This window comes from Aeromonas sp. JL9, from assembly GCF_024436075.1.
Lineage (GTDB): Bacteria > Pseudomonadota > Gammaproteobacteria > Enterobacterales > Aeromonadaceae > Aeromonas > Aeromonas veronii.
Genome location: NZ_JANFNV010000007.1, coordinates 77,580 through 104,178, shown reverse-complemented (window position 1 = coordinate 104,178; position 26,599 = coordinate 77,580). Strand labels below are relative to the sequence as shown.

Annotated in this window: 27 protein-coding genes; 16 read left to right on the top strand and 11 right to left on the bottom strand. The window is 59.9% G+C overall.

Annotated features, from left to right (window positions below):
* Positions 1–61: 61 nt before the first annotated feature.
* Positions 62–919, top strand: a complete 858-nt coding sequence (locus NOM06_RS07790; protein ID WP_255910939.1) for a DMT family transporter — start codon at positions 62–64, stop codon at positions 917–919.
* Positions 920–923: 4 nt separating this feature from the next.
* Here NOM06_RS07790 and NOM06_RS07785 read toward each other — a convergent pair whose 3' ends face one another.
* Complete coding sequence (locus NOM06_RS07785) at positions 924–1,511, bottom strand: uracil-DNA glycosylase family protein (RefSeq protein ID WP_129503254.1); 588 nt, start codon at positions 1,509–1,511, stop codon at positions 924–926.
* Positions 1,512–1,610: 99 nt separating this feature from the next.
* On the opposite strand from NOM06_RS07785, the gene rarD reads away from it, so the two are divergent.
* A complete protein-coding gene (gene rarD / locus NOM06_RS07780) occupies positions 1,611–2,501 on the top strand; it encodes an EamA family transporter RarD (RefSeq protein WP_255910937.1) in 891 nt (296 codons plus the stop codon).
* On the opposite strand, the gene NOM06_RS07775 is transcribed toward rarD, so the two are convergent.
* On the bottom strand, positions 2,483–3,217 hold the full coding sequence (locus NOM06_RS07775) for an ABC transporter substrate-binding protein (RefSeq protein WP_255910935.1): 735 nt from the start codon (positions 3,215–3,217) through the stop codon (positions 2,483–2,485). The two genes, rarD and NOM06_RS07775, sit on opposite strands and share 19 nt — an antisense overlap.
* Before the next feature lie 44 nt (positions 3,218–3,261).
* Between NOM06_RS07775 and NOM06_RS07770 the strand changes: the two genes are divergently transcribed.
* The gene (locus tag NOM06_RS07770) at positions 3,262–3,606 is read left to right on the top strand and encodes a GIY-YIG nuclease family protein (RefSeq protein ID WP_123172323.1); all 345 of its coding nucleotides are present in this window, start codon (positions 3,262–3,264) and stop codon (positions 3,604–3,606) included.
* A gap of 90 nt (positions 3,607–3,696) precedes the next feature.
* Here the strand turns inward: NOM06_RS07770 and pspG are convergent, their stop codons facing one another.
* The 4 genes from pspG to NOM06_RS07750 form a co-directional block, all read right to left on the bottom strand.
* On the bottom strand, positions 3,697–3,915 hold the full coding sequence (gene pspG, locus NOM06_RS07765) for an envelope stress response protein PspG (protein ID WP_005335871.1): 219 nt from the start codon (positions 3,913–3,915) through the stop codon (positions 3,697–3,699).
* Positions 3,916–3,963: 48 nt separating this feature from the next.
* Positions 3,964–4,170 carry a PspC domain-containing protein gene (locus NOM06_RS07760; RefSeq protein WP_043826074.1) on the bottom strand — a complete coding sequence of 69 codons (207 nt, stop codon included), beginning with the start codon at positions 4,168–4,170 and terminating at the stop codon, positions 3,964–3,966.
* 2 nt (positions 4,171–4,172) lie between these two features.
* Positions 4,173–4,835, bottom strand: coding sequence for a phage shock protein PspA (pspA, locus tag NOM06_RS07755; protein WP_255910933.1), 663 nt, complete (start codon positions 4,833–4,835; stop codon positions 4,173–4,175).
* 210 nt (positions 4,836–5,045) lie between these two features.
* Complete coding sequence (locus NOM06_RS07750) at positions 5,046–5,774, bottom strand: 1-acylglycerol-3-phosphate O-acyltransferase (protein ID WP_019446682.1); 729 nt, start codon at positions 5,772–5,774, stop codon at positions 5,046–5,048.
* 185 nt (positions 5,775–5,959) lie between these two features.
* Between NOM06_RS07750 and NOM06_RS07745 the strand changes: the two genes are divergently transcribed.
* Genes NOM06_RS07745 through NOM06_RS07730 form a run of 4 tightly spaced genes read left to right on the top strand, consistent with a single transcriptional unit; the run spans position 5,960 to position 9,706 of the window.
* The gene (locus NOM06_RS07745; RefSeq protein WP_193861068.1) at positions 5,960–6,337 is read left to right on the top strand and encodes a hypothetical protein; all 378 of its coding nucleotides are present in this window, start codon (positions 5,960–5,962) and stop codon (positions 6,335–6,337) included.
* Between the two features lie 54 nt (positions 6,338–6,391).
* On the top strand, positions 6,392–8,434 hold the full coding sequence (locus NOM06_RS07740) for a protein-disulfide reductase DsbD (RefSeq protein WP_255910931.1): 2,043 nt from the start codon (positions 6,392–6,394) through the stop codon (positions 8,432–8,434).
* Between the two features lie 9 nt (positions 8,435–8,443).
* Positions 8,444–9,187 carry a DsbA family protein gene (locus tag NOM06_RS07735; RefSeq protein WP_255910929.1) on the top strand — a complete coding sequence of 248 codons (744 nt, stop codon included), beginning with the start codon at positions 8,444–8,446 and terminating at the stop codon, positions 9,185–9,187.
* A gap of 3 nt (positions 9,188–9,190) precedes the next feature.
* A complete protein-coding gene (locus tag NOM06_RS07730; protein WP_255910927.1) occupies positions 9,191–9,706 on the top strand; it encodes a protein disulfide oxidoreductase in 516 nt (171 codons plus the stop codon).
* Between the two features lie 76 nt (positions 9,707–9,782).
* Here the strand turns inward: NOM06_RS07730 and NOM06_RS07725 are convergent, their stop codons facing one another.
* Positions 9,783–10,607, bottom strand: a complete 825-nt coding sequence (locus tag NOM06_RS07725) for a LysR family transcriptional regulator (protein ID WP_255910924.1) — start codon at positions 10,605–10,607, stop codon at positions 9,783–9,785.
* Positions 10,608–10,737: 130 nt separating this feature from the next.
* Here NOM06_RS07725 and NOM06_RS07720 point away from each other — a divergent pair, with 130 nt between their 5' ends.
* The 9 genes from NOM06_RS07720 to NOM06_RS07680 all read left to right on the top strand — a co-directional run bounded on the left by NOM06_RS07720 (position 10,738) and on the right by NOM06_RS07680 (position 20,699).
* Entirely contained in the window at positions 10,738–11,616 is an 879-nt protein-coding gene (locus NOM06_RS07720) for an NAD(P)-dependent oxidoreductase (RefSeq protein ID WP_255910922.1), read from the top strand.
* Positions 11,613–12,365 carry an SDR family NAD(P)-dependent oxidoreductase gene (locus tag NOM06_RS07715; protein ID WP_255910920.1) on the top strand — a complete coding sequence of 251 codons (753 nt, stop codon included), beginning with the start codon at positions 11,613–11,615 and terminating at the stop codon, positions 12,363–12,365. Before NOM06_RS07720 ends, NOM06_RS07715 begins: the two co-directional genes overlap by 4 nt.
* 280 nt (positions 12,366–12,645) lie before the next feature.
* A complete protein-coding gene (locus NOM06_RS07710) occupies positions 12,646–12,930 on the top strand; it encodes a DnaJ domain-containing protein (RefSeq protein WP_005343121.1) in 285 nt (94 codons plus the stop codon).
* Between the two features lie 23 nt (positions 12,931–12,953).
* Positions 12,954–13,496 carry a hypothetical protein gene (locus NOM06_RS07705; protein WP_064335393.1) on the top strand — a complete coding sequence of 181 codons (543 nt, stop codon included), beginning with the start codon at positions 12,954–12,956 and terminating at the stop codon, positions 13,494–13,496.
* 12 nt (positions 13,497–13,508) lie between these two features.
* Positions 13,509–14,276, top strand: a complete 768-nt coding sequence (locus NOM06_RS07700) for a hypothetical protein (RefSeq protein WP_139735529.1) — start codon at positions 13,509–13,511, stop codon at positions 14,274–14,276.
* An 11-nt stretch (positions 14,277–14,287) separates the two neighbouring features.
* Positions 14,288–15,190 (top strand): hypothetical protein, encoded by a 903-nt coding sequence (locus NOM06_RS07695; protein ID WP_255910918.1) that lies wholly within the window; start codon positions 14,288–14,290, stop codon positions 15,188–15,190.
* A 523-nt stretch (positions 15,191–15,713) separates the two neighbouring features.
* Positions 15,714–17,201, top strand: a complete 1,488-nt coding sequence (locus NOM06_RS07690) for an oligopeptide:H+ symporter (protein ID WP_255910916.1) — start codon at positions 15,714–15,716, stop codon at positions 17,199–17,201.
* 320 nt (positions 17,202–17,521) lie between these two features.
* On the top strand, positions 17,522–18,319 hold the full coding sequence (locus NOM06_RS07685) for a CPBP family intramembrane glutamic endopeptidase (protein ID WP_255910914.1): 798 nt from the start codon (positions 17,522–17,524) through the stop codon (positions 18,317–18,319).
* Positions 18,320–18,773: 454 nt separating this feature from the next.
* Positions 18,774–20,699 (top strand): anti-phage dCTP deaminase, encoded by a 1,926-nt coding sequence (locus NOM06_RS07680; RefSeq protein WP_255910912.1) that lies wholly within the window; start codon positions 18,774–18,776, stop codon positions 20,697–20,699.
* A gap of 55 nt (positions 20,700–20,754) precedes the next feature.
* Here NOM06_RS07680 and parC read toward each other — a convergent pair whose 3' ends face one another.
* The 4 genes from parC to cpdA all read right to left on the bottom strand — a co-directional run bounded on the left by parC (position 20,755) and on the right by cpdA (position 26,582).
* Complete coding sequence (gene parC / locus NOM06_RS07675) at positions 20,755–23,049, bottom strand: DNA topoisomerase IV subunit A (protein ID WP_255910910.1); 2,295 nt, start codon at positions 23,047–23,049, stop codon at positions 20,755–20,757.
* Positions 23,050–23,120: 71 nt separating this feature from the next.
* On the bottom strand, positions 23,121–25,031 hold the full coding sequence (parE, locus tag NOM06_RS07670) for a DNA topoisomerase IV subunit B (RefSeq protein ID WP_255910908.1): 1,911 nt from the start codon (positions 25,029–25,031) through the stop codon (positions 23,121–23,123).
* Between the two features lie 132 nt (positions 25,032–25,163).
* Complete coding sequence (locus tag NOM06_RS07665) at positions 25,164–25,751, bottom strand: YqiA/YcfP family alpha/beta fold hydrolase (protein WP_255910906.1); 588 nt, start codon at positions 25,749–25,751, stop codon at positions 25,164–25,166.
* 12 nt (positions 25,752–25,763) lie between these two features.
* Positions 25,764–26,582 (bottom strand): 3',5'-cyclic-AMP phosphodiesterase, encoded by an 819-nt coding sequence (gene cpdA / locus NOM06_RS07660; RefSeq protein WP_041202814.1) that lies wholly within the window; start codon positions 26,580–26,582, stop codon positions 25,764–25,766.
* Positions 26,583–26,599 lie beyond the last annotated feature (17 nt).

Here is a 26,599-nt window from a genome sequence, read left to right as displayed (position 1 = left end):
TATCATTTTACTGGATATCAACCGGCACGCTACCCTCCGCTCATCTGAAGTGGGAGGTGGTATGAATGCAGTAGGGATCGGCATCCTTTATCTGGTGCTGGGCAATATGGTGGCGGTTTTTTCCGATGCGCTGGTCAAGGTGCTGGAGCCGGATCAGCCCATCTTCCAGTTTGTCTTTTTCCGCCAGCTCTCGGCCGCTATTCTGCTGATGCCCTGGCTGCTCTGGTCATGGCGCCGCAACCCGCCGGTGGCCATCAAGTGGCACCTGCTGCGGGCCCATATCTGGGCGGTCGGCGTCTGCCTGATGGTGGTGGCCCTCACCCGCTTGCCACTCGCTACCGCCAATGCCCTCTTCTATGCCGCCCCCCTGATGATGGTGCCGCTGGCGGTGTGGATGGCGGGGGAAGCGATCTCGCGCCAGAAGGTGCTGACCGCGCTGATCGGCTTTATCGGGGTACTGATCGTGCTGCGCCCTACCGAAGTGAACTGGGCCGCGCTGGCGGCGCTCGGGGTGGCGCTGTCGATGGCGCTCAACAATCTGCTGATCAAGCGGCTCCCGCTCAAGCAGCCCATCGCCCAGACCCTGTTTTTCACCAACGTGCTGAGCATGCCCTTTATTCTGGCGCTGGCATTGTGGGAAGGGGGCGACTGGCAGTGGCAGATGTGGTGGCCCGCCTTCGGTTCTTCGGCGCTGATCATGGTCTATGCAGGATTGTGCGTGGTGGCCTATCGCAAGGCGGAGGCGAGCAAGATCGCCTCGGCGGAGTACACCGGTCTGCTGATGGCGGTGGCCATCGGGGTGTGGCTGTTTGACGAGCAGCCGGGCCTGCCGCTGCTGCTGGGCTGTATCTGCATCGTCCTGCCGCTCATCGCCATGGCCCGCAGCAAGCCAAAACCGCTGGCCGAGCCGGCGGTTTAAGCACTCAGGGTCGTGCCAGCAAAGGGGCGACCCTTTGCTGCAGATGGGGGACGATCTCCTGTTCGAACCAGGGATTCTTCCTCAGCCAGAGAGTATTGCGCGGGGAGGGATGCGGCAACGGCAGCCAGCCGGGACCATAGTCGGCCCAGCTGCGCACCGTGTCGGTGAGCGATCCCTTGGCCGCCCCCCGCAGGTAATGGGCTTGTGCATACTGGCCGATCAGCAGGGTCAGTTCGATATTGGGCAACAGCATCAATACCTTGTCGTGCCAGGTAGGCGCACATTCGGGGCGCGGTGGCAGATCGCCGGATTTTCCCCTGCCGGGATAGCAGAGCCCCATCGGCATGATGGCGATGCGGGATTCGTCGTAAAAGGTGGCCTTATCGACCCCGAGCCACTGGCGCAGCCTGTCACCGGAGGGGTCATCCCACGGGATACCGCTGGCATGCACCCGGGTACCGGGCGCCTGACCGATGATCAGCAGGCGGGCACTCTCGGCCCCGCGGATCACAGGACGAGGCCCCAGCGGCAGATGAGCCTCGCACAGACGGCAGGCCCTGATTTGCTCAAACAACTTATCGATTCGCTGCATGACGTTGATAGTACCAGCATTTCCCTGTTTTCCCTCTTGTGGAAACAGGGCGCGCCCCCTACTATCGTCATGGGTGTTTAATTTAATAAACGGACAATAATGAAAAACTGGCTAGGTACCGGCACCGCGACCCTCTCCTTCATCCTGTGGGGGATGCTACCGCTCTATTATCAATTCATGCCCGAGGTCAACATGTGGGAGCTGATCTCCCACCGGGTGCTCTGGTCTGTGGTGCTGCTGGGCGCCCTGTTTTTGCTGCTTGGCCACAAGGTGCCTTGGGCACAACTGCGCAGCGAGCCGCGCCAGCTCGGCCTCATTCTGCTGGCGGGCCCCGTGATGTCCATCAGCTGGTGCATGTTCACCTGGTGCCTCACTACCGGGCAGGTGCTGACCACCAGCCTCGCCTTCTTTATGACCCCACTGTTCAATATCGTATTCGCCGTCATCTTCCTCAAAGAGCGGCTCACCCCGCAAAAGCATCTGGCAGTCGCTCTGGCACTGGCGGGTCTCGCCTACATGCTCTTCTGCTACGGCCAGCTCCCCTGGTTCTCCCTCATCATGGGGGCCAACTTCGCCTGCTATGGCCTTATCAAGAAGAAAATCCACTACGACACCGGCACCAGCCTCTATCTGGAAGCCATGGTGCAACTGCCCGTCGCGCTGATCATCATCGGCACGCTGGCATGGCACGGGGAAGGGGCATTCGTGAACGGGGATCTGGCCGACAAGCTGCTGCTGATGGGCAGTGCGCCCGCTACTCTGCTGCCGGTGGGGCTGTTCTGCTATGCGGTGGCGAGAACCCGGATGAGCACTGTGGGACTGCTGCAATATATCGAGCCCAGCCTCGCCTTCCTGCTCGCCATCTACTGGTTTGGTGAGGCGCCGGACCCCATCAAGGCTGTCGGTTTCGCCTTTGTCTGGGCTGGTCTGCTGGTGAGCCTGTTACCGCTGCACCGGCTCAAGCGCCGCCCTCAGGGCGTATCGCGATAGGACTCCAGCACCTTGTGCCAGCGGGGATCCCGGTCCATCTGCTCGGCGATGTCGTTGAGGGTGGCATGCAGCTCGGGACGGGATTTGGGTAGCAGGATATGGCGGGTATAGCTAGATTGGGGGAAGGGCGAGATAAACAGCTTGCCCTGATAGTGCTGTGCGTCGATGAAAAAGCCCAGCGATGAACCACTTACCAACGTCACATCGATGCGGCCGCGCACCAGCAGCTCAAGATTGGTCTTCACCTTCTTGGCATCCTGACGCACCAGCTCCCCGCGGCCAGCTGCATCATCGATCCCCTGATAGCGGTAACCCTCCACCCCGCCAAACACCAACCCTCTGAGGGAGTCAGGCCCGCGATAGGTGACCGGGTTGTCGATGTTCGAGACCAGCTCGTTGGTGTCGCGCATCACCGGAAAGGTCCAGAGATAGCGTTCGCGATGGGGATCCCCCACCCAGGCGGGATTGACCCAGACAACCAGACCGTCAAAGTCGGGATCCGCCATCTCCAGCGCCAGCCGGGCGCGATTGACCAGCCAAAGCTCTATTCTGGGTTCACCCCCCAGCTTTTCATTGAGATACTTGACCAGCTCGCGGCTCAGCCCTTCATCCACTCCGGTGTTGAAGGGGGGATGCTGATGGTAATCGTAGAGACGGATCGTCTCCCCCAGAGCCGGGACCGACAACAGTAACCACAACCAAAACCAGACTCTCATCGCACCTCCTTGAGCTGCCTCTGAGTTTGGCACAGAGAATTTGAATGAGAGAACCCGCGACCACCACTCCTGCGCCGCAACCATCCGCTCCTTCCCGCTGGTCTGTCTATATGGTGCGTACCGCCACCGGCCTGCTCTATACCGGGATCAGCACGGATCCGCTGCGCCGTCTGCGTCAGCACCAGAGCGGCAAGGGCGCTCGCGCCCTGCGCGGCAAGGGGCCACTGACGCTGGCGTGGCAACAGGAAGTCGGCGAGAAGGGGGCAGCCCTGCGCATCGAATATCGCCTCAAGCAGCAGCCGAAATCCTTCAAGGAGCAGCTGATCCACAGCCCGGCACTCTGGCAGAGCTGGAGCCCCCAGTGGTTACCCGCAGCCACCCAGCCTTGAGGACGACAGGCAAAAAAAGGCCACTCGATGAGTGGCCGGAAAGGGGAAATCAGGGAGCATCACACAACGTCTTGCACAACCTCAGGCGGGTTAGAGGTAGGTATTGGAACGCTTGCTGCGGTTACTGATCAGCCAGCAAACCGCCAGCACCAGCAACAACCAGGGGGCCAGCTTGATGATCAGAGCAAGCATGCCACCCAGCGCCCCAAGCAGCACAAACAGGCCGCTCACCAGCAACATGGCTACCAGGGTAAAACCGGTCAGTGCCATGACCAGCAGCACCACCAGCAAGATGAAAAATTCCAGCATAACTTGCTCCTTATCAGTACCTTGTCTGCCGGCTTGGCAACCCTTCGGTCAATCCAGCCAGCGCTTCAATTCATAACGGGGCGGCATCATCAGCACCGCCAGCAGATAGGCGGCCAGTGCCAGCGGCGGCATCAGGATCAGGGCGAGCAGTGCCACCACCCGCACCGTGACTCTGGAGACCCCCAACCGCCTGGCAATACCGGCGCAGACCCCGGTCAGCTTGCGATGCACCAGATCCTTGGGCCAGGGGCTCATGATTACACCTCCGCCTTCTGGCCTTTGAGGCGAGCCAGCTCGCGCTCGATCTCGTCATTGAGCTCCAGCTCGCGGAACTGGGCCTCCAGCGAGGGATTCTGCCCCAGGGTGGCCGCCTCCAGCTGGGCTTCCAGCTGATCGACCCGGCCCTGAAAACCGTCAAAGCGCGCCATCAGCTCATGCATCCGCTGGTTGTCCACCTGGGCGCGGGCACGAATGCGGCTGTGGGCAGTCTGCTCGCGCAGGGTCAGCAGTTTCTGCTTCTCGCGCGCCTCGGTCAGCTTGGTTGCCAGCCGCTCGCTGTCGGCGGTGAGCTGGGCCAGCACCTCGGCCACCCGGGCCTTGTCCTGCTCCAGCTGTTCACATTTTTTGACCTCCGCCAGCTTCTCGGTCAGCGCGGCACGGGCAAGATCCTCACGTCCCTTCTGGATGGCGAGCTCGGCCTTGGCCGACCACTCCAGGATCTGCGCCTGCAACCCCTGCTGGTGACGCTCCAGCTGTTTCTGTTCGGCAATCACGCGGGCGGCCTGGGTACGCATCTCGACCTGCACCTGCTCCATCTCTTCGATCATCAGGCGCAGCATCTTCTCCGGCTCTTCACTCTTGTCGAGCAGGCTGTGCAGGTTGGCATTTATCACGTCGGTCAGGCGGCTGAATACGCTCATGGTCTGGCTCCTTGTTGATGGGATGGCTATCTCTTCCCATTGCATTACAAGAGCCGTGCCAAGAAAAATTATTGTTGTTTTACATATAGATGGGAATTTAATGAGGAAACTCAAGGATGGTTTATTGGTGAAAATAGCCAACCAGGTGGTGATTTTCACCAACAAAAAAGGGAGCCTGTGGCTCCCTTGTCGATTCGTCTGCGCTATCCGTCAGGCGGCGTGGCTGTGGCCCAGCTTGCTGTCCAGTTCGGCCAGCTTGGCCTCCATCCGGGCGCGGCAGGTGTCGGAGAGATCGCGAATGCCGCTGGCACCGTGTTCCTTGCTGCAGACCGGGGCCATCACTTCCACCAGCACTTCGCCGTTATCCCAGCGATTGAGGTCGACCTGACCGAAGTAGCTGGAGCAGACGATGGGCACCACCGGCACTTCAGCCTGTACCGCAGTGTGGAAAGCGCCCGCCTTGAATGGCAGCAGGCCACGTCCCTGGGAGCGGGTCCCTTCCGGGAACATCCAGATGGAGGTGCCACGGTTCTTGATGCGATCCACCACCTGACCTATGGTGCCGATGGCACGGGAGCGGTTGGAGCGGTCGATCAGCACGTTGCCGGAGAGCCAGAAGATAAGGCCGAACAGCGGCAGCCAGAGCAGGCTCTTTTTGCCCACAGCCACCACACCGGGCTGCACCGCACCGGTCACGGTGAAGATGTCGAAGTTGCTCTGGTGGTTACAGACGTAGACCGCCGGGCCGACCGATTTGACCTCGTCGGCCACCGTCACTTTGACTCGCAGCCCGATCAGCGGGCAGACTGCGTGATACATGCGGGCGAAGACATAGACGTTGTTGGGATGGCGCGGACGAACCAGACAGAGCAGCAGGCCGAACAGGAACCAGAAAATGAGCAGCAGACCAAGCAGCAGCACACGGGCAATTTTGAGCATCGAACACCTCGAGTTTTAACTCGGCGCAGTATACTGATCCCCCTTTTAGCGAACAAGCGTTCGCCAAACAGAACCGACCACCCTCCCCGTCGCGCCACCCACAGTACTTCTCATCAATACGCCGCCGACTTGCCCCACCCGCCATTGGTCGTTAGGATGGCCCCATCTTGATGGACGGGGCAAACATGATGTTGCAACAACGGGTAGCGAAACATCTCCTGCTGCTGGTCTGCCTGCTGGTGCTCAATTGTGCGGCCCAGCCGCTGGCCCGGCTTGCCCTGCTCGATCACGCCCTCAGCTGTCAGGTGCTGCCCGTTCCAGGCTCGGCAACGGATCAAGAGGATGCCAAACCGGCCAGCCCGCAGCCCACCAGCTGCCAGCTCAACGGCAAGTGGCTAAGCGCTGCCACCCTGCTCTGCGTCGAACAGCTCTTCTTTGCCGTGGCCGTGCTGATCGCCCTGCTGGCTCCCCTTTGGCGCTACACACCGCCACTGCCCCCTCCCAGAGTCATCTCGCCGCCCGAGCGGCGTCTGCACCTCACCCTCTGCGTCTGGCGGGAATGAGTTCGGCTGCGTTCTTTCGTTAGCTGTCACTCAATTTTTTGCGAGACCAAAAAGATGTCGAATCTCTTCAAGGCGGCCCTGCTACTGGGCGGTCTGCTGTGGCAATCCATGGGATTGGCCAGCGACACGGGCTGGCTCACCAGCCCACAGAATGATCACGCCCGGGTACGGCTGCAGGCCGACCGCAGCACGGCAGATCAGACCCGCATCCTGCTCGATGTCGAGCTGGAATCAGGCTGGAAGACCTACTGGCACAGTCCGGGAGAAGGGGGCATTGCTCCCCAGATCCTGTGGGACGAGCCGGTCGGTGACTTTCAGTGGCGTTGGCCGGTGCCACGCCACTTCGAGGTGGCCGGGCTCAGCACCCAGGGTTATCAGGGGGATGTGACCTTCCCCCTCAGCCTCAACTACCCAACCGGGCAACCGCTCAAGGGGACTCTACGCCTCTCCACCTGCAGCAATGTCTGCATCCTGACCGACTTTCCCTTCACCCTCACGGTGGATGGGCAGGCCCCAGCCGACTTCGACTTCGGCTGGGCGAAGGCGATGAGTACCCTGCCCCAGCAATTGCCTGCCGAAACCCGGGTCGAGCTCGGTTATCAGCACAACCAGCTGCAACTGCGCGCCGAGCGGGCAGAAGGCTGGCAATCACCAGCGCTCTTCATCGACGCTCTGGAGGGTGCCGAATTTGGCAAACCGGCGCTTGAGGTCGAGGGCAACACCCTGATCGCCCGGGTGCCGGTGAGCGATGGCTGGCAGGGGGATGCGCCGGATCTGCGCGGCCAATCCCTCGGCCTGCTGCTCACCAGTGGCGAGCAGGCCTGGCAGACCAAAGGCTCGATTGGCGAAGCGCTCGTATTGCCAGCGCCGAGCCAGCCCCTCTTCTGGTTGCTGGGGGCGGCGCTGCTCGGCGGCCTGATCCTCAACCTGATGCCCTGCGTGCTGCCGGTGCTGGCGCTCAAGCTGGGAACTGTGTTGCAACATCAGGAGCGTGAACAGGGAGCGGTGCGCAAACAGTTCCTCGCCGCCAGCGCCGGGATCATCGCCTCCTTCTGGGTGCTGGCGGCTATGAGCAGCCTGCTACGCGCTACGCAAGGGGCCGTCGGCTGGGGCATCCAGTTCCAGAGCGCCGGTTTTATCGGCTTGATGGTGCTGGTCACCCTGCTGTTTTGCGCCAACCTGTTGGGGCTGTTCGAGATCCGCCTGCCCAGCGCCCTCAGCACCCGCCTTGCCACCAGCGGTGGCAACGGCCTCGGCGGTCACTTCCTGCAGGGGAGCTTCGCCACTCTGCTGGCGACCCCCTGCTCGGCCCCCTTCCTCGGCACTGCAGTGGCCTTTGCGCTGGCAGCGCCCCTTGGCCAGCTCTGGCTTATCTTCACAGCATTGGGGATTGGCATGAGCCTGCCCTGGCTACTGGTGGCGGCCCTGCCGCGGCTCGCCCTCTGGCTGCCCAAGCCGGGTCGCTGGATGAACCATCTGCGTATCCTGCTCGGCCTGATGATGCTGGGCTCCAGCCTCTGGCTCACCAGCCTGCTCGACAACCATCTCGGCAGCTATGCCACCGGCTGGCTGATGGTTGCCATGCTGCTGGCGCTGCTGACTAGCATCATCTGGCGTTACGGCATCCGCGGCTTCACGCTGGCGATCGCCCTCGCCGCCCTGATTGGCAGCCCCCTGCTGCTGAGCGGCGCCTTTAGCGCGCAGGGCTCGGCCAACGTTGACAAGGTGGTCTGGCAGCCGCTCTCCGAACGCGCCATCACAGATGCGCTGGCCCAGAACAAGCGGGTCTTTATCGATGTCACCGCCGACTGGTGCGTCACCTGCAAGGCCAACAAATACAACGTGTTGCTGCGCGATGAGGTGCAACAGGCCCTCTCTGCCCCCGATGTGGTGGCCCTGCGCGGCGACTGGAGCAAACCAAGCGACACCATCGCCGCCTTCCTGCGTAAGCGGGGCGCGGCGGCCGTCCCCTTCAACCAGATTTACGGCCCGGAATTGCCGCAAGGGGCCACACTGTCACCCCTGCTCGACAAGGACGATCTGCTGACCACATTGCACAAGGCTGGCCTGCTTCAGGCTGGCACCACCCGATTTTAAGGAGCAACCATGAAACCGACTCTTAGCGCCCTGACCCTGCTGGCCTCCCTTTCCGCAACCCTGCTGGCTCCGGTCCTGCACGCTGCCCCCTTCACCCCGGAGCAGGAGGCGCGCATCAAGGAGCTGATCCGCGAGACCCTGATCGCCAACCCCAAGATCCTCGACGAGGCCGCCGAATCCTGGGAGAAACAGAACGCGGCAGCCCAGGAGGCGCAGCTTGGCAACTTCATCAAGGGCAACAAGGATGTGCTGTTCAACAGCGCCACCAGCCCGCGCCTCGGCGCCAAGAACCCCAAGCTGACGCTGGTGCTGTTCACCGACTACAACTGCCCCTACTGCAAGCAGTTCGATCCCCAGCTGACCAAGCTGCTCAAGGCCTTTCCGGACGATCTGGGGCTGGTGATCAAGTTGCTGCCGTTCAAGGGGCAGACCTCCGCCAAGGCGGCCCAATACAGCCTGACCCTGTGGCAACAGGATCCCGCCCGCTTCCTCACCCTGCACGACAAGCTGATGAGCAAGCAGGGGATGCTGACCGAGGCGGACATCAACAAGGCGCTGGCGGCCACCGGCAACACCGCGCTCAAACCGGCCGCCAAGGCGACCGAGGAGCTGCGCAACAGCCTGCGCATCGGCACCATCCTCGGGGTACAGGGCACACCAGCGACCCTGATTGGCAACCAGCTGGTACCGGGCGCCATCCCCTATGAGGAGCTGGAGCAGCTGGTAAAGGCCGAACTGGCCAAGCAGGGGTAAAGAATGACCACCAATCCTCAACCCCGCTGGCGCCGCTGGGGCAAGGAGGCGCTCTGGCTGCTGCTGATGGCGCTGATCATCTCGACCCTGCTGGATCTGTGGCGCAGCCCGACTCTGCCAGAGGGGGCAATGAGCGCCCCCGTCACTCTGCAGGATGGTAGCAGCACGGATCTCGCTACCTTAAGCCAAGGCAAGCCGCTGCTGGTCTACTACTGGGCCAGCTGGTGCGGTGTCTGCCGTTTCACCACCCCGGCGGTGCAGCAGCTCTGGCAAGAGGGGGAACACGTGCTGACGGTGGCGCTGCGCTCCGGCAATTCGGAGCAGTTAGGCAAGGGGATGGGCAAGAAAGGGCTCACCTTCCCGACCCACAACGACGAGTCGGGGGATCTGGCCGCCCAGTGGCAGGTGGGGGTTACCCCGACTTTCCTCGTCATCAAGGATGGGACGCTTGTGAGCAGCACCACCGGCTGGAGCTCGAAGTGGGGCTTGCAGCTGCGGCTCTGGTGGGCATCGCTCTAGCCACGCAACAACATTGCCTCAACAGGGCCATCCCACCGGATGGCCCTTTTTTATGCCTGACATTTTTATCCCGACATCAGGCGGGGAGCTGCATCCCGCGTACCTGCGCCAGCAGGGCAGTCACCGCTATCGAGCGCAACGCATCGGGGGCATAGCAGAGCCCTACTCGCCGCTTGAAGGAAGAGGCCGCCAGCTCGGCGACAGTACAACCGGGCAGACAAAGCGAACGGGGCAGCCAGGCAATCCCCGCCCCGGCGGCCACCATAGTCGCCGCCAGTCGCAGCGACCCCGCCCGCCGTGGATAGAGGGGCGCCTGATTGCCGAGAATGGCGATCAGCCGCAGGTGGGAGTCGTGGCGCGGGCAGGTTACCCAGGGCTCGTCCGCCAGCGCATCCGGGGTGAGCGCTCCCTTGCCCGTCAGCGGGTGGTCCGGCGGCAACACCAGCACGAACTCCTCCTCCAGCAGGGGGATAAAGAGCTCGTCACCGCAACGCAGGGATTCACACCCCAGCCGCACATCGCCACAGCAACCCTCCTCCAGAGTCAGCAGGATCTCCTCGTGGGCGAGTACCCCGTTGACCAGCGTCCCAACCACGCCATCGCCAAGGTCTGCCTCAATCCCCACCGTCACCTCGAGGCAGGGGGAAGTTTCACGAAACTCGCGGGCGAGGGAGTCGGTATCGGCGATCAGCCGCTTGGCACGGGGATAGAGCCGGTGGGCCGCTTCGGTCCCCTCCACCCCGCGCGCCTGCCGCACAAACAGGGTCACTCCCAGCTCATCCTCCAGCATCTTGATAGTGGTGGAGAGGGTGGGCTGGGTAATGAAGAGGCGGGTGGCCGCCGCCGTGATGTTGCGCTCCTCGAAGACAGCCACAAACGCACGCAGAGTTCGCACATCCATAGAATTCACCTATACCAGACAGTCATAAAAGCCATTTTTCACGGCGACACGGGGCAAATATAGTGGCTTACCTGCCACAAGGCATCCCAATTTTCTATATCAGCGTCTATCAACACAGTCAGGAGCCATCATGCGCCATCTCTCTGTCATCGGCCTCGGGGCCATGGGCTCCGCCCTCGCCACCACCCTGCTCAAGGCGGGCCATCCGGTCACCGTCTGGAATCGCAGCGCCGCCAAGGCCGCCCCGCTGCAAGCGCTGGGCGCGACACTCGCCCCCTCGGTTGGCGCGGCCATCGCCGCAAGCGATATCACCCTTGTATGCGTCGATAACTACGCCGTCAGCCAGCGGCTGCTGGATGAGGCGAGCGACGCCGTGGCGGGCAAGCTGCTGGTGCAGCTCTCCACCGGCAGCCCGCAGGGGGCCAGAGCGCTGGAGAGCTGGAGCCACGCCCGCGGCGCTCGCTATCTCGATGGCGCCATCCTCTGCTTCCCGGATCAAATAGGCACCAGCGATGCCAGCATCATCTGCTCGGGGGCCAGCGCTGCCTTTAGCGACGCCGAGCCGGTGCTGCGCCTGCTCGCCCCTACCCTCGACCATGTGGCCGAGGCGGTGGGCGCCGCCGCGGCGCAAGATTGCGCCGTCGCCGCCTACTTTGCCGGTGGTCTGCTCGGTGCCCTGCACGGCGCCCTGATCTGCGAGGCGGAAGGGCTGCCGGTGGCCAAGGTGTGCGCCCAGTTCAGCGAGCTTTCACCGATTTTGGGTGGCGATGTGGCCCACCTTGGCAAGACGCTGGCGAGCGGCGATTTCGATCACCCCTACGCCAGCCTGAAAACCTGGAGCGCCGCCATCAGCCGCCTCGCCGGTCATGCCACCGATGCCGGGATCGACAGCCGCTTCCCGCGCTTTGCCGCCGATCTGTTTGAGGAAGGGGTGGCGCAAGGATTTGGCCAGCAGGAGGTGTCGGCCCTCATCAAGGTGCTGCGGGCGCGCAATGGAGCGGCACAATGAACGAGCTGACCAACCACACCCCAATTGCACTGGTCACCGGCGCCGCGGGCGGAATTGGCCGCCAGCTCTGCATCGGGCTGGCCGAGGCGGGTTATCGGGTGATCGCCACCGATCTGGCTCCTCACGCTTTCGACCATCCCGAGATCCACTTTTACCCGCTCGACTTGCGCGATGAGCAGGCCATCACGCGCCTCTTTGCCGAGGTGCGCGCGCAGCACGGCGGCATCCATCTGCTGATCAACAACGGCGCCATCAGCAAGTTCCACACCCGCTTCGAGGAGCTGAGCGCAGCCCAGTTCGATCAGGTGATGACGGTCAATGTGCGCGGTGCCATGCTCTGCGCCCGCGCCTTTGTGCAGGCCAACCGCGGGTTGCCCTATGGCCGCATCATCAATATTGCCTCCACCCGCTGGCAGCAGAACGAGCCGGGTTGGGATGCCTATGGCGCCTCCAAGGGGGCACTGGTCGCCCTCACCCAGTCCCTCACCAACTCGCTGGCCGACTACCCCGTCACGGTCAATGCCATCAGTCCGGGCTGGATCCAGGCGGAGGATTACCACACCCTGACCGAGGCGGATCACCGCCAGCACCCGAGCGGCAGGGTCGGGCGCCCCGACGACATCACCCGCGCCTGCCTCTTTCTGGCGGATCCCCAGAACGACTTTATCAACGGTGCCAATCTGGTGGTCGATGGCGGGATGAGCAAGAAGATGATCTACCACACCTCCGCCTCCTTCTGGGAGGAGTAACCCCTGCGGCGGCAGCCTTACCCCAGCCTGCCGCCCGCCCCTTCCCTGCCCGTTTTTTCATCGCTTTTGCCCCGCCGCCCTTGCACTGGCCAGACCGACTGGCAACAATAGACGCTCAACTGACACCTCTTCATCTCGCCCGTTAATTGATCGCCCAACTCATCGCGTTGGCGGGCTGTTTCCGTTAAAATGACGGGTTTTTGCCGTGCCTGGTTTGCCAATCCCCACCATCAGGCACTCGCAGCGTGAATCCTATGATGCCAGTGATGCAGGATCTGCCATGAACAACTACTTTCGGGTGCTGGGCGTCAAGTCCAACGCCAGCGAAAACGACATCAAGAAAGCCTATCGTCGGCTGTCGAACCAGTACCACCCCGACAAGCTGCACGGGGCGAGCGAAGAAGAGAAAGAGCAGGCAGCCATCAAGCTGCACCAGGTAAAGCAGGCTTATGAAGTGCTGTCCGATCCGAAACAGCGGGCCGCCTTTATCAAGGATTTCAACAACGTCATCGTGACCGACCCCGCCTCCGCCATGCAGGAGATGTGGGATCAGTTCTACCCCTGAAACAGCAGGCAGAAAGAGCAACTATGCAAAAGAGATGGGACCAGGCGCGGCTCAAGTCGCTGCAAAGCGATGCCAGCGAAAACATCGAATCCTACCGGGATCAGGACGACCCCAAGGGGCTGGAACAGTTCACCGACCAGATGAAGAGCCTGCTGCTGGCCGATATGAGCATGCTGGAGTTTATGCCCGAGTATCTGCCGCTGGCTCTCTATGGCCGGGTGCAGTTCCCGGCCAAGGCCAAGTCGCAGTGGAACAAGTGGCTCGCCAGCGGCGAGCAGCCAAGCTGGGACGAGTTCAAGGTGAGCGTCGGCTTCAACAACGCCGCCCTGCCGCTGGTCAAGGCGGTGCGGGCCCAGAGCGAAGATCAGCTGATGGAAGCCTGCGCCGTGCTGTTCCTGCTCGATAACCCGCTGCCGCGCGGCAGCCACCGCAGTGATGACGACTATGAGCTGCGCGACGAAGAAGATGAAGACGGGGAAGATGCCGACGCCGACTACCATGGCGGCAGTGACCGCTATGGTGATGACGACGGCGATCAGGATATGTACGACGAAGTCCGTTTCTAATTGGGGCAAGGCATGAGCAACAGTCTGATAGAAATTACCGCCATCGAGATCAAAGAGCTGGCCGTTATCGAGCCGAAGCAGGCCAGCGAGAAGTTCGAGCTGATCGCCAAGACCATGTCTGACGACCAGCTGGCAGAAGTGATTGAAAACATTGATATCGTTACCCTGACCCAGATTAACGGCCAGCACGACATCTCCTTCCCCTCCATCATCTCCGAGCTGATGACCCCGGAGCGGATCCGCGACATCGTCTGCCAGCAGCCGCTCTACTGGGAAGAGGCGATCAAGAACAACGCCGACGAGCTGCAACAGCATACCTTCGATTTCCTCAACTACCTGATCCGCACCCAGGATAGCGAAGCCAAGCAGCGCGAGATCCTCGAGTGCGTGGCCGAAGATCCGGCCGGTCTCTTCTACCTCGCCATCCCCTTTATCGAGTTCTATCGCGGCGAACGCTATGAAGAGGACGAAGGCTATCGCGACGTGCTGCACGCCGAAGAGGAAGATCTCGAAGAGTCCCTGCGCTACAGCGAGCGCCAGCAGAGCGAGGATGTCCACGACTACGCGCTGGATGACCCGCGCAGCCTCTTGATGCTTATTCGCGAGCTGGCCCCCGAGGTGGAGAAAGCCATCAAGGCGCTGCTGCGCAACGAGCACTCCAGCTGGGACGGCATCATCAACAAGTTTGCCGCCGAGCTGGTGATGCAGGCCAAAGAGAAGAACAAGGTCGAGGAAGACGAGTACGGCGACGTCGACGACATGTTCAGCTTTCTGGATTAAGGAGCCCATTCATGCAGTTAGTCATTCGCGATGCCAACCAGGGCCCCTATCTCACCCAGGTGCTGCGCTTTGGCCGCGACAACGAACTCTTGAGTCAGCAACAGCTCGCCGCCATCAAGGGCAAGGCGGTGCTGATGAGCCTCAAATTCGCCGACAAGTACTACAACAAGTACAAGATGCACCTGCTGGAGCAGGCGGCCCACGACGTCATCGGCGTGGTGAGCCTCGGCCTGCAGGAGCTCTCGGCACGGGATCCGGCCAAGGCGCTGGCGCTGCTGCAGGCGCCGGAAGGCCCCATCAAGCCGTTCCAGAAGGGCTGGTCGATGCTCATTACCGTCAGCCCCAAGCAGGCTGGCAACAGCCTCTATGGTGATGTGGATGCGCGGCTCTTGGACAAGATCTCGAGCCCGCCCGATGTGGAGGAGTGGCAAGGGTGGCAGGAGTACGAGAAGGCGCTGACCGAGCACAACAAGAGCCGCCTGATGGAACTCATCGACCAGCACTTCTTCGCCTGCGAGAGCGACCACCCCACCATGGAGGACAAGCTGGCCGAAGCGCTGCTCTACCGCATCCTCTGCGGCAAGGGCAGTGGCGCCGCCCCGCTCAAGGTGAAACAGGATCTCAAGCGCAAACTGGCGCGGGAGATTGAGCTCGACGAGAACTGGTACGACACCGACTACCTCGCCGCCCAGCTCGCCCTGATGCTGAGCGCGCTACCCGCCGACATGGCCGCCGCCCTGCGCCAAGAGCTGAGCCCGGGCTTTGTGCCCAACCTGCTCCACACCCTCGGCTTTGTGCGCCAGTACCAGCTGCTGCAAAAAGAGAACGCCTCGCCGGAGAAGCTCGACAACGTCGAGATGCGCGCCGGGCTCAAGCACCCGCTGCTTGGTTGGCCGCTCTACCACGACTTCTAAGGCCGCTTTCACCGCCCATCAGTCGCACCAACGCCCGGCCTGCCGGGCGTTGTTCTATCCTCCCCTCACCCTCTCGACAGCAAAGAGAGAACACACGCAAGTCACCCTGCTGCGACCCCTTCTCCTCCCGATATTTATTCACTCAATACCCGAGGATGAATAAACAACCTGCAATACAACCGCTTGGCGCCAGCTGCGTTTCGGGACAACAAAGCGCTACACAGATCCCGCTACAGCGCCATAATCGGCACCAAATAGCCGACTGGATCACATCAACCGTGCCGCAATCGCGTGGTAAATCGAGCTAAACCCACGACTCAATCGCGCATAAAAAGGCGGAATAGATCAATAAAAAGCAATTAATCTCGCCAGATTAAATTTCAGGTATGGCTATTTGCACCGCTTGGCCGCTAAATGACAGACCGGCCTTCAGACCAGCATGGAAGCGCACAAGGCTAGCCGGCAGCAGACCGGTACGCTCTCAGGACGAGTAATGACTTTCTTCTCTCACAGGAGACAGACCGTGAGCGCTTCGAATCAACACCCCACCATTCCCCCCGGCTCCGGGGCGCTGTTCTTTATCCAAACCTTCTCGACCCTGGGGTTTGCCGTGCTCTACTCCACCCTGGTGCTCTACGCCACCAAGCGGCTCGGCTTCAGTGAATCCCAGGCCAACGCCATGATGGGGGTCTTCGGGGCCTTCAACTATGGCCTGCACCTGTTTGGCGGTTATCTCGGCGGGCGCTACCTCAGCAACCGCAACCTGTTCGTGATGGGGATGGTGCTGCAGGTGATCGGCTGCTACTTCATCGCCGAGATGGGGATCACCGGCCTCTACTGGGGACTCGCTATGTTCCTCACTGGCAGCGGCCTTAACGTCACCTGCCTCAACATGATGCTGACCCAGCGCTTCGCCCCGGATGATCACCGCCGCGAGAGTGCCTTCCTGTGGAACTACGCCGGGATGAATCTGGGCTTCTTTATCGGCTTCACGGTGGCGGGCTACTTCCAGCTCACCGAGGATTACCGCACCCTGTTCCTGTTTGCGACGCTGGGCAACATCATCGCCATCATCGCCACCTTCGCCTGCTGGCCGATTCTGGCGGATATCAGCACCCCGCTGCGCCATGTCAAAGGGAGCGGCTTCTACCGCCGCATGCTGGTGGGGATCGCCATTCTGGCCATGCTGGTGCCGGCGCTGCGCCTGCTGCTGACCCACGCCAGCTTCAGCGGCAGCTTCGTGATGATCCTCGGCGCCGTGGTGCTGGTGCTGCTCTGCGTGATGACCGCCCGCCATCCGGACGCCGCCGAGCGCAGCCGCATGGTGGCCTACCTGATCCTCGCCCTTGGCTCCCTCATCTTCTGGTCGCTCTATCAGCTGGCGCCCATGGGGCTGATGCTCTTCTCCGAGCACAACATCAACCTCAACGTGTTCGGGCTGCGGGTCGCTCCCCAGTGGATCCAGAACATCAACACCCTCGTCATCGTCATCGGGGGCCCGTTGATGGCGCTGCTGTTCAAGCGACTGCGCGAGCAGGGGTGGAATATCGACATCCCCTCCCAGTTTGCCGCCTCCCTGTTCTGCATGGGGCTCGGCATGCTGGTGCTGCCGCTCGGCATCCATCTGGCGGGTGCCGACGGGCTGGTCGCCTTCAAGTGGATCGCCATCAGCTATGTGCTGCAGAGTTTCGGCGAGCTGCTGATCTCCCCCATCGGTTACGCCATGATTGGCAAGCTGGCCCCCGCCAGCCTGCAAGGCTTGATGATGGGCTGCTGGATGATGGTGACCGGCGTCGCCTCGGTGCTGGCGGGCTATGTCTCCGGCGCCATGCCGCAAAATATCGGCAGCACCCCGATGGCCACCAACCCGGGTTACAGCTCGGTATTCAATATGCTGGGCTGGGGCTCGCTGGCAGGCGGCGTGGTGTTGCTGCTGCTGGTGCCCCGCCTGCGCCAGTTGATCGCCTCCAAGCTCACCCCGCCACCGGCGGCGACAGCCATTCCTGTCTAATCGGGTTCGGGCCAGCCATTTTATTGGCCCTGCCAGCGCGAACGGTTGAATCAGCAACGCGGCTGATAATGCAAAGGGCCCCGCCATCATGGATGAGGGGCCCTCGCTTTTGGCGGGATGGATGGCTTTTTTCAGGCGGGCAGAGTGGCGCCCATGATGATTTTTGCATCAAATCGGCCAATCCATTTTTGGCTGTCGCATCAATGAAACAATCCAGTATCTGGGACAAGCTGCGCAACCCATGGCCGCGGCAACCTCGCGGGGCACAACCTTGGTGTACGATTGTCTGCACCACACCCGAATACATATCGAGAGACACCATGAATGAAGATCAACCTGCCGCCATGCCAATATTGAATGACAAGGATTGCTATGGTTTCGAGCGCAAAACTGCCGGGGATTTTCCCTTTTATCGCGAGGGGCCCCATGCATTATCTGCCCGCCACTGGGTAGTGCTCCTGCTGGGTGCGGCGCTGGGTTTCTCGATGCTGACGGTGCCGATCGCATTTTTTAAAACCACCATGGGCGGCTTTGTTCCCGCCATCCTGTTTCCACTAATCCCGCTGGCTGTACTCGCCATCATGGTGGGTAAAGGGTGGCGCGCACTGTTTCGCACGCCGACATGGCGCGATGTTCTGTTGATGGTCGCCATTGCTGGCGCCAATATTCTGGTCTCCTTTACCGTTGCATTATTGCTGCAGCTTGTTTTCAAAATGAATGCAAACCCGGCCAACGCCCTGCTGGCAGAGGCCTCAGATACGGCACTCATCCTCTTTTATTTAAAAACGGCCCCGCAGCTGTTCGGTGAGGAGGTGGTCTCCATCTTGCCGTTTCTGGCTGTGCTCTGGTTTTGTCACCAAAGACTCGCCATGACGCGCAAGCGTGCCATTATCACCGCCTGGATCTGTACTGCGCTTATCTTCGGTGCGTTGCATCTGCCCACTTATGAGTGGAATTTCGTGCAATGTTTTCTGGTTATCGGAACGGCCCGCATTGTGCTGCTCAGCGGCTACATCATTACCAAAAATATTTGGGTATCGACCGGCGCACACATTATCAATGACTGGCTGCTGTTTACCATCATGGCGGCATTTCTGGGCGCTCACGCCGCCGGGTAGCGGCAATTCATGCAATCCATTGCACCGGCAGCCTCGCGGATTCAATAGCGGTGCAATTTCATTGCACCCTACACCTAACCCTCTCCCAAGGGGAGAGGGAACCAGTGCCTGCCAACCTGTAGCCATAGCTGTCACCCTTAGCTATCACGCCATACCACGGTCACTATCAATGGCTGCGATCTCTGCTCCATTCTCCCACTCTTTGCCATAGATAAGGGGGGAAAGGTCGGGGATAAGGGGGAACAAACCACCGACAAGCAGCAGAGCGTGAAATCAAGCAGGGACGCGTAGGGTCGATTAGCGAAGCGTAATCGTCCGCACCGTAATCCCGGGGGCGATGGACATAGAGAAGAGATCAGCTGGCACACCAGCAGAATTACGGCAACCTGTTTTCGCGATCGTCTGATTACGCTTCGCTAATCAGACCTACAGGACGAATCAAATCGACAGTCTCATGGATATACCGAGCCAGCTCACACCTTTAGCCCTAAAAGCTTCAGACAAAGCCACACTCGAGATAGAGTATAAAGATAATGAAAATGACCTCATTGATTATTTTCAACACTGGAATGGAACTCACGAGGTAGATAATATGGCATTAAAGTTTACGAGCTCTTTTGATGTTTTTAAAGAACGACTAAGTTCTTTAAACGGAACTTGGGATGAAAGCCAACATAATAAAAAAGTATTTCGGCTCGGCCATGGGGTCATGAACTGGTTTGAAACTACAGGCTCTATACAATTCCAAGGGAAAAACCCTGAAAAATATAAACTAGAAACAGAAGTCCCTAATCTATTATACCCTAGCGAAAACCAACGATTAAGTGCATTCCCAAGTGTTTCTGTTGATGCACTCACTGACTCAAGGCCAAATGAAAATAACAACAAAGAATCTCAACCTCTATCTTTAGAGCTTGAGTACTTAACAAAAGGTGTCAATGAGAGTGAGTTAATAATTGGGATTGTCAGCGCAGTAGGTACAGAATACAAAAGAGTAACCGACCCATTGACAGATAGGCTACAAGGGTTCGGTTATACAGTTAAAGATATTCGCGTCTTAAGTATTCTACCTACTTACCATGGTAATACTAACGAGTACGCCAGAATTAAACATTATATGGATGCTGGAGATAGCCTTCGAGAAAAGAGCAGAAACAATGCAATTCTATCTGCAGGCGTTGCCAAAGAAATATCAAAATCGAGAACTACAAACACGTCCAAGACAGCTTATATAGTCAATTCATTAAAACACCCTAGCGAGGTAGAGTTTTTACGAAAAATATATGGTGACGGCTTCTACCTAATTGGAATACATGCAGATGAAAAAAGACGTAGACAACACTTGTGTGAAGATAAAGGTTTAAATCAAAACGAAGCTAATGAGCTCATAAAAATTGACGAGGATGAAAGTGTTGACCATGGACAAAAAACCCGTGATACCTATCATTTATCTGACTTCTTCCTTAACTTAGGTAGTAATAACGATCAAGTAAAAAATGGACTGCAACGTTTTCTGGAGTTGATATTCTCCAACCCATACAAAAACCCAACCTTTGATGAATTTGCTATGTTCATGGCTTTTAACAGTTCTGTTCGTTCAGGAGATTTGTCACGACAGGTTGGTGCTATAATAAGTAGAGAGCAACAGATTATTGCAACAGGAGCAAATGATGTACCAAAATCAGGCGGGGGATTATATTGGGCTGAGGTAGACCCCAAAACAGGAAAAGTAGAAGATCACCCAGATGGAAAAGACTATATGAGAGAGGGTGATTCCAACAAGCAAGCCCAATCAGAAATAATAGGTGAGATTGCAGTAAATCTTCTAAACAAAGGTTTATTAAAAGAAGAAAACAAACTAGACATCATAAAGATTTTGAAAGATAGTAAAATTTCCGACCTCACCGAATTTGGGCGTGTAGTTCATGCCGAAATGGATGCTTTACTTTCTTGCGGAAGAGCTGGCATTTCCACCAATGACTCAACTATTTATTGCACAACATTCCCTTGTCACAATTGTGCTAAACATATTATAGCCAGTGGTATTAAACGTGTTGTCTATGTAGAACCATATCCCAAAAGTAGAGCTTTAGATTTTCACTCCGAGTCCATTAAATTGATCTCTGAGTTCGAAGACTTAGCTTCATCTAATCAAGATACAGTAGCATTTGAACCGTTTATTGGTATTGGCCCACGTCGATTTCTTGATCTTTTTTCCATGAGTTTAGGTGGTGGTTCCAAACTGAAACGTAAAGATAAAGGTGGTGCGATCTTAGAATGGGACAAATCAAAAGCACCAATTAGATCCCCGCTAATACCAAAGTCATACTTAGAAATAGAAACTGCAGCATCAGAGCTTTGGATGCAAATACATCAATAATCTACACTTTACGCATAAATAGAAGGGAGCGACCAATCGCTCCCTTCTCCATTAATTACCCTTCCTGATTTTCCCCGGCTACCGGTTCGGTTCCCGCGGCGGGTTCAATCTCGATGCGATCGACCCGCTGCAAACCGCGGGGCAGCTTGGCGCCACGGCGGCCGCGCTCGCCGCGGTAGTAATCGAGATCGGAGGGTTTGAGGGTCAGCTTGCGCTTGCCGGCAAACAGGGTGACGGACTGGCCCTGCGGGATGACAGCAGCCATCACCACAAACTCCTCCCGTGCTTTCACCCGAGCCGACGGAATGCTGATGAGCTTGTTGCCCTTGCCCTTGCCGAGCACCGGCAGGGTGTTGAGCGGGAACAGCAGCATGCGCCCTTCGTTGGAGATGGCCATGCAGAGATCGGTCTCCGGCGAGCCGATTTTCTGGGGTGCCATCACCTGACCCCCTTCCGGCACGGTGAGCAGCGCCTTGCCGTTCTTATTCTTGCCGATCAGGTCGTCATAGGTGCAGACAAAGCCGTAACCGGCATCGGAGCAGATAAGATACGGCTCGCCTTCGTTACCCATCACCAGATGACGCACCTCTTCACCGGCACCCAGCGCAAAGCGGCCGGTGAGCGGCTCGCCCTGACTGCGGGCGGAGGGCAGGGTGTGCGCCTCCAGCGAGTAGGTGCGGCCAAAGCTCGACAGGAACACCGCCTGCTGGTTGCTGCGGCCAAAGGCGTGGGTCAGGTAGTTGTCCCCCGCCTTGTAGGAGAGCCCCTCGACATCCACGTCGTGGCCCTTGGCGGCGCGCACCCACCCCTTGTCGGAGAGGATGACGGTGACCGGTTCGCTCGGCACCAGCTCTTTCTCGGTCAGCGCCACGGCGGTGGCACGCTCCACCAGCGGGGTGCGGCGATCGTCACCGTACTTCTCGGCATCGGCCAGCAGCTCTTTCTTGAGCAGGGTGTTGAGACGGCGCTCGGAGCCCAGAATGAGCTCCAGCTTGTCGCGCTCTTTGGCCAGTTCGTTCTGTTCGGCGCGCAGCTTGAACTCTTCGAGCTTGGCCAGATGGCGCAGTTTCAGCTCGAGGATCGCTTCGGCCTGGGTCTCGGTAATGTTGAAGCGCTCCACCATCACCTTGCCCGGCTCATCCTCGGTGCGGATGATCTCGATCACCTCGTCGATGTTGAGATAGGCGATCAGCAACCCTTCGAGGATGTGCAGGCGAGCCAGCACCTTGTCGAGGCGGAACTGCAGGCGGCGACGCACCGTCTCGCGGCGGAACTGGATCCACTCGCTGAGGATGGTCTTGAGGCACTTCACCTGCGGCCGGTTGTCGAGGCCGAGGATGTTGAGGTTGACCCGGTAGTTCTTCTCCAGATCCGTGGTGGCGAACAGGTGGGCCATCAGCCCCTCTACATCCACCCGGTTGGAGCGCGGTACGATCACCAGACGGGTCGGGTTCTCGTGGTCCGATTCATCGCGCAGATCGGTCACCATCGGCAGCTTTTTCGCCACCATCTGGGCGGCGATCTGCTCCATGATCTTGGCGCCGGAGGCCTGATGGGGCAGCGCTGTGATGACGATGTCGCCATCCTCCTCGCTCCAGACCGCCCGCTGCTTGATGGAGCCCTTGCCGGTCTCGTAGATTTTGCGGATATCGTCGCGCGGGGTGATGATCTCGGCGTTGGTCGGGTAGTCCGGCCCCTGAATGTGCTGCATCAACACATCCAGCCCCGCATTGGGGTTGTCGAGCAGCTCGGCACATGCGTAGGCCACTTCCCGCGCGTTGTGGGGCGGGATGTCGGTCGCCATCCCCACCGCGATACCGGTCACCCCGTTGAGCAGGATGTGCGGCAGACGGGCAGGCAGCACCACCGGCTCCTTCATGGTGCCGTCGAAGTTCGGCGTCCACTCCACCGTGCCTTGGCCCAATTCAGAGAGCAGCAGCTCGGAGAAGCGCGACAGGCGCGCTTCGGTATAACGCATGGCAGCGAAGGATTTGGGATCGTCCGGCGCACCCCAGTTGCCCTGACCATCAACCAGCGGGTAGCGGTAGGAGAAGGGCTGGGCCATCAGCACCATGGCTTCATAACAGGCGCTGTCGCCGTGGGGGTGGTACTTACCCAGCACGTCACCCACGGTACGGGCAGACTTCTTGTGCTTGGAGAGCGCAGACAGCCCCAGCTCGCTCATGGCGTAGATAATTCGCCGCTGCACCGGTTTGAGGCCGTCGCCGATATGCGGCAAGGCCCGATCCATGATGACGTACATGGAGTAGTTCAAGTAAGCCTGTTCGGTAAAGGTGCGCATTGGCTGGCGCTCTACCCCGTCCAGACTGAGCTCGATAGCATCACTCATATGTTTTTCTCTTGCTATGGCGCCCCCCAGGAGGGCACGCCTGAAATGCGGATCGGCAGGTGACCGACGGCTTAGATGATGGCGAGGTTACCCTTCTCTTCGAGCCACTCGCGGCGATCACCCGCCCGCTTCTTGGCCAGCAGCATGTCCATCAGCTGAAGGGTCTCGTCAGCCGCATCCACTTCACTCTCTCCTGCCGACTCCATGGTGAGCTGCACCAGACGGCGGGTGTTGGGATCCATGGTGGTTTCCCGCAGCTGTTTCGGGTTCATCTCACCCAGACCCTTGAATCGGGTCACCATCACCTTGCCCTTCTTCTTCTCGGCTTCGACCCGCTGCAGCACACCGTTCTTCTCGTCCTCGTCGAGGGCGTAGTAGACCTCTTTACCGATATCGATCCGGTAGAGGGGCGGCATGGCGACATAGACGTGACCCTTCTCCACCAGCGTGCGGAAGTGCTTCACAAACAGGGCGCAGAGCAGGGTGGCGATGTGCAGACCGTCCGAGTCCGCATCCGCGAGGATGCACACCTTGCCGTAGCGCAGGCCGCTGAGATCCTCGGAGTCGGGGTCGAGCCCGATAGCGACCGAGATATCGTGAACTTCTTGCGAGGCGAGCACCTGACCGGCCTCCACCTCCCAGGTGTTCAGGATCTTGCCGCGCAGCGGCATGATGGCCTGAAACTCGCGATCCCGCGCCTGCTTGGCACTGCCGCCCGCAGAGTCACCCTCCACCAGGAACAGCTCCCCCTGCATGGGGTCGGCGCAGTTACAGTCGGTCAGCTTGCCGGGCAGCGCCGGGCCCTGGGTAATCTTCTTGCGCACCACCGTCTTGGCGGCGCGCATCCGGCGCTGGGCGCTGGAGATACAGATCTCGGCGATCTGCTCTGCCAGCTCGGTGTTGCTGTTGAGGTAGAGGCTGAAGGCATCCTTCACCACGCCGGAGACAAACGCAGAGCTCTGGCGGGAGGAGAGGCGCTCCTTGGTCTGACCGGCAAACTGCGGATCCTGCATCTTGATGGAGAGGATATAGGCGCAGCGATCCCAGATATCTTCCGGAGTGAGCTTGACCCCCCGCGGCAGCAGGTTGCGGAACTCGCAGAACTCGCGCATGGCGTCGAGCAGGCCCTGACGCAGGCCGTTGACGTGAGTACCGCCCTGGGCGGTGGGAATGAGGTTCACATAGGATTCGGCGAGGCATTCGCCCCCTTCCGGCAACCAGCAGAGCGCCCAGTCCACCGCCGATTGTTCGGAGCTGAACGAGCCGATAAAGGGCTGCTCCGGCAAGCAGGTGAACTGCTTGACCGCATCGACCAGATAATCCTTGAGGCCATCTTCGTAGCACCACTCCAGCTTGATGCCGGTGTTCTTGTCGAGGAACTTGATGGTGAGGCCGGGGCAGAGCACGGCCTTGGCTTTGAGCAGGTGCTCCAGCTTGGTGACCGAGAACTTGGGCGAATCGAAGTAGCTCGCCTGCGGCCAGAAGCGCACCCGGGTGCCGGTGTTGCGACGGCCGCAGGTGCCGGTGATGGTCAGCTCCTGCACCTTCTCGCCGCGCTCGAATGCGATGTCGTAGACCTGACCGTCGCGACGCACCGTCACCTCGACCCGATCGGAGAGGGCGTTTACGACCGAAATACCCACCCCGTGCAGACCGCCGGAGAACTGGTAGTTCTTGTTGGAGAACTTGCCACCCGCGTGCAGCTTGCAGAGGATCAGCTCCACCCCGCAGACCCCCTCTTCCGGGTGGATATCGACCGGCATGCCGCGGCCGTCGTCGATCACTTCGAGGGACTGGTCTTCATGCAGGATCACCTCCAGATTGCGGGCGTGACCTGCCAGCGCTTCATCGACGCTGTTGTCGATGACCTCCTGGCCGAGGTGGTTGGGCCGGGTGGTGTCGGTATACATGCCGGGGCGGCGACGCACCGGCTCAAGGCCATTGAGGACCTCAATGGCATCCGCATTGTATTGAGTAGACATGGAGGGCCTTGCGAATTGACGTTTGGAGGGAATCTTAACTGCTAGGCGGGGGTAGAACAAACTCCCCGCACCGAAAGCTTGATCTGGAGAAGAACAAGCAGGGCGAGACCGCCCTTATTGACTCAAACCTGACTATAACCCGAGGAAACGGATGATCTGGGCGGGGTAGCGCTCGAACGCGACAAAGGCGTGGTTGCCGCCGCACTCCAGCGAGAGGCGGGCAAAGCGGTATTCATCCAGCGCCTTGCGATAGTCGAGCACCTCATCCCCCTGCTGTTGCAGGATCCAGAGTCGCTCCGGCGCCGCCACCGGTACCGCCAGTGCCCGCAGCTCGTCCATATGTTGAGGCAGCAGTTCGTACTGCTCACCCGTATAGGGATTGGTCTGGGGGCCAAGGTAGTCGCAAAGCAGCTCATGCGGGCGCACCGCCGGATTGATCAGTGCAGCGCGGCAACCGTACTGCTCGCTCACCCGGGTCGCCATAAAGCCGCCGAGGGAGCTACCCACGGCGCCGAACTTGAATTCACTGCCATAACGACGCTGCAGATCGGCAATGGTCTGTTCGATAGCCGCCCAGGCCGCCGCTGGCGTATTGGGCTGGGCTGGAATGATCACCTCGATGTCCGGCCGATTGGCGGCCACCCAAGCAGCCATCTGCTGCGCCTTGGCGGAGCCCGGTGAGGAGTTGAAACCGTGCAGATAAAGGAGAACCGACCTCATGAAATGCTCTCCTCAATAACCGGTGGCGTTGGGGTCGGGCACAAACTGCCCCACCGGCAGGCGCCACACCTCGCTGGCCACCCGCCCATCCGGATAGAGGGTCAGATAACGCCAGCCCGGGCCGGACTCGTCCAGCGCGAAGCCGTCGGATAGCGGTTTGAACTGAATGCAGGTAGAGGGGCTGGCAATCAGCCGCACTCCGCGGTGCACCTCGTCAAACTCCTGATGGACGTGGCCAAACAGGATGGTCTTCTGCTGCGGATGGCGAGCCAGCACGGCGAACAGGTCATCGGCATTCTTGAGATTGTGCTGATCCAGCCAGGCGCAGCCCACCGGTACCGCCTGATGGTGCAGGGTGATAAGGGCGTGGCGATCAGGATATTGGCGCAGGGCACGGTCGAGGGCGGCCAGCTGGTGATCACCGATCATGCCGTGAGGTTTGCCGCGCACCTGGGTGTCGAGCAGGATCACCTGCCAGTGGTCGCCCACCAGTTGCTTGGATTCACTGATCCCGGCGGCATGGAGATATTCGGTCATCAGCGGGCTGTCATCGTGATTGCCCGGCAGCCAGTAGATGGGGCGGCCAAGGGGCGCCATCATGGAGGCGAAACGCTGATAGGATTCCGGGCTGTGATCCTGCGACAGATCGCCGGTCGCCAGAATCACCTCGTAGGGGTGTTCATTGGCCTGCACCTGTTCCAGCACGGCGGCCAGACTCTCTGCGGTGCGCACAGCCAACAGCCGCCCTTCGGCACTCGCGAAGAGGTGGGTGTCGGTAATTTGCAACAGGCGCACACTGCCGTCCTGCGCCTGGGGGAGCTCTGTTTCCAAAATCACGCTTCTTTTTA

Bases quoted from the DNA above. Each gene is read 5' to 3' on its own strand.
- NOM06_RS07790 (WP_255910939.1), top strand. From the start codon at position 62: ATGAATGCAGTAGGGATCGGCATCCTTTATCTGGTGCTGGGCAATATG.
- NOM06_RS07785 (WP_129503254.1), bottom strand. From the start codon at position 1,511: ATGCAGCGAATCGATAAGTTGTTTGAGCAAATCAGGGCCTGCCGTCTG.
- rarD (WP_255910937.1), top strand. From the start codon at position 1,611: ATGAAAAACTGGCTAGGTACCGGCACCGCGACCCTCTCCTTCATCCTG.
- NOM06_RS07775 (WP_255910935.1), bottom strand. From the start codon at position 3,217: ATGAGAGTCTGGTTTTGGTTGTGGTTACTGTTGTCGGTCCCGGCTCTG.
- NOM06_RS07770 (WP_123172323.1), top strand. From the start codon at position 3,262: ATGAGAGAACCCGCGACCACCACTCCTGCGCCGCAACCATCCGCTCCT.
- pspG (WP_005335871.1), bottom strand. From the start codon at position 3,915: ATGCTGGAATTTTTCATCTTGCTGGTGGTGCTGCTGGTCATGGCACTG.
- NOM06_RS07760 (WP_043826074.1), bottom strand. From the start codon at position 4,170: ATGAGCCCCTGGCCCAAGGATCTGGTGCATCGCAAGCTGACCGGGGTC.
- pspA (WP_255910933.1), bottom strand. From the start codon at position 4,835: ATGAGCGTATTCAGCCGCCTGACCGACGTGATAAATGCCAACCTGCAC.
- NOM06_RS07750 (WP_019446682.1), bottom strand. From the start codon at position 5,774: ATGCTCAAAATTGCCCGTGTGCTGCTGCTTGGTCTGCTGCTCATTTTC.
- NOM06_RS07745 (WP_193861068.1), top strand. From the start codon at position 5,960: ATGATGTTGCAACAACGGGTAGCGAAACATCTCCTGCTGCTGGTCTGC.
- NOM06_RS07740 (WP_255910931.1), top strand. From the start codon at position 6,392: ATGTCGAATCTCTTCAAGGCGGCCCTGCTACTGGGCGGTCTGCTGTGG.
- NOM06_RS07735 (WP_255910929.1), top strand. From the start codon at position 8,444: ATGAAACCGACTCTTAGCGCCCTGACCCTGCTGGCCTCCCTTTCCGCA.
- NOM06_RS07730 (WP_255910927.1), top strand. From the start codon at position 9,191: ATGACCACCAATCCTCAACCCCGCTGGCGCCGCTGGGGCAAGGAGGCG.
- NOM06_RS07725 (WP_255910924.1), bottom strand. From the start codon at position 10,607: ATGGATGTGCGAACTCTGCGTGCGTTTGTGGCTGTCTTCGAGGAGCGC.
- NOM06_RS07720 (WP_255910922.1), top strand. From the start codon at position 10,738: ATGCGCCATCTCTCTGTCATCGGCCTCGGGGCCATGGGCTCCGCCCTC.
- NOM06_RS07715 (WP_255910920.1), top strand. From the start codon at position 11,613: ATGAACGAGCTGACCAACCACACCCCAATTGCACTGGTCACCGGCGCC.
- NOM06_RS07710 (WP_005343121.1), top strand. From the start codon at position 12,646: ATGAACAACTACTTTCGGGTGCTGGGCGTCAAGTCCAACGCCAGCGAA.
- NOM06_RS07705 (WP_064335393.1), top strand. From the start codon at position 12,954: ATGCAAAAGAGATGGGACCAGGCGCGGCTCAAGTCGCTGCAAAGCGAT.
- NOM06_RS07700 (WP_139735529.1), top strand. From the start codon at position 13,509: ATGAGCAACAGTCTGATAGAAATTACCGCCATCGAGATCAAAGAGCTG.
- NOM06_RS07695 (WP_255910918.1), top strand. From the start codon at position 14,288: ATGCAGTTAGTCATTCGCGATGCCAACCAGGGCCCCTATCTCACCCAG.
- NOM06_RS07685 (WP_255910914.1), top strand. From the start codon at position 17,522: ATGAATGAAGATCAACCTGCCGCCATGCCAATATTGAATGACAAGGAT.
- NOM06_RS07680 (WP_255910912.1), top strand. From the start codon at position 18,774: ATGGATATACCGAGCCAGCTCACACCTTTAGCCCTAAAAGCTTCAGAC.
- parC (WP_255910910.1), bottom strand. From the start codon at position 23,049: ATGAGTGATGCTATCGAGCTCAGTCTGGACGGGGTAGAGCGCCAGCCA.
- parE (WP_255910908.1), bottom strand. From the start codon at position 25,031: ATGTCTACTCAATACAATGCGGATGCCATTGAGGTCCTCAATGGCCTT.
- NOM06_RS07665 (WP_255910906.1), bottom strand. From the start codon at position 25,751: ATGAGGTCGGTTCTCCTTTATCTGCACGGTTTCAACTCCTCACCGGGC.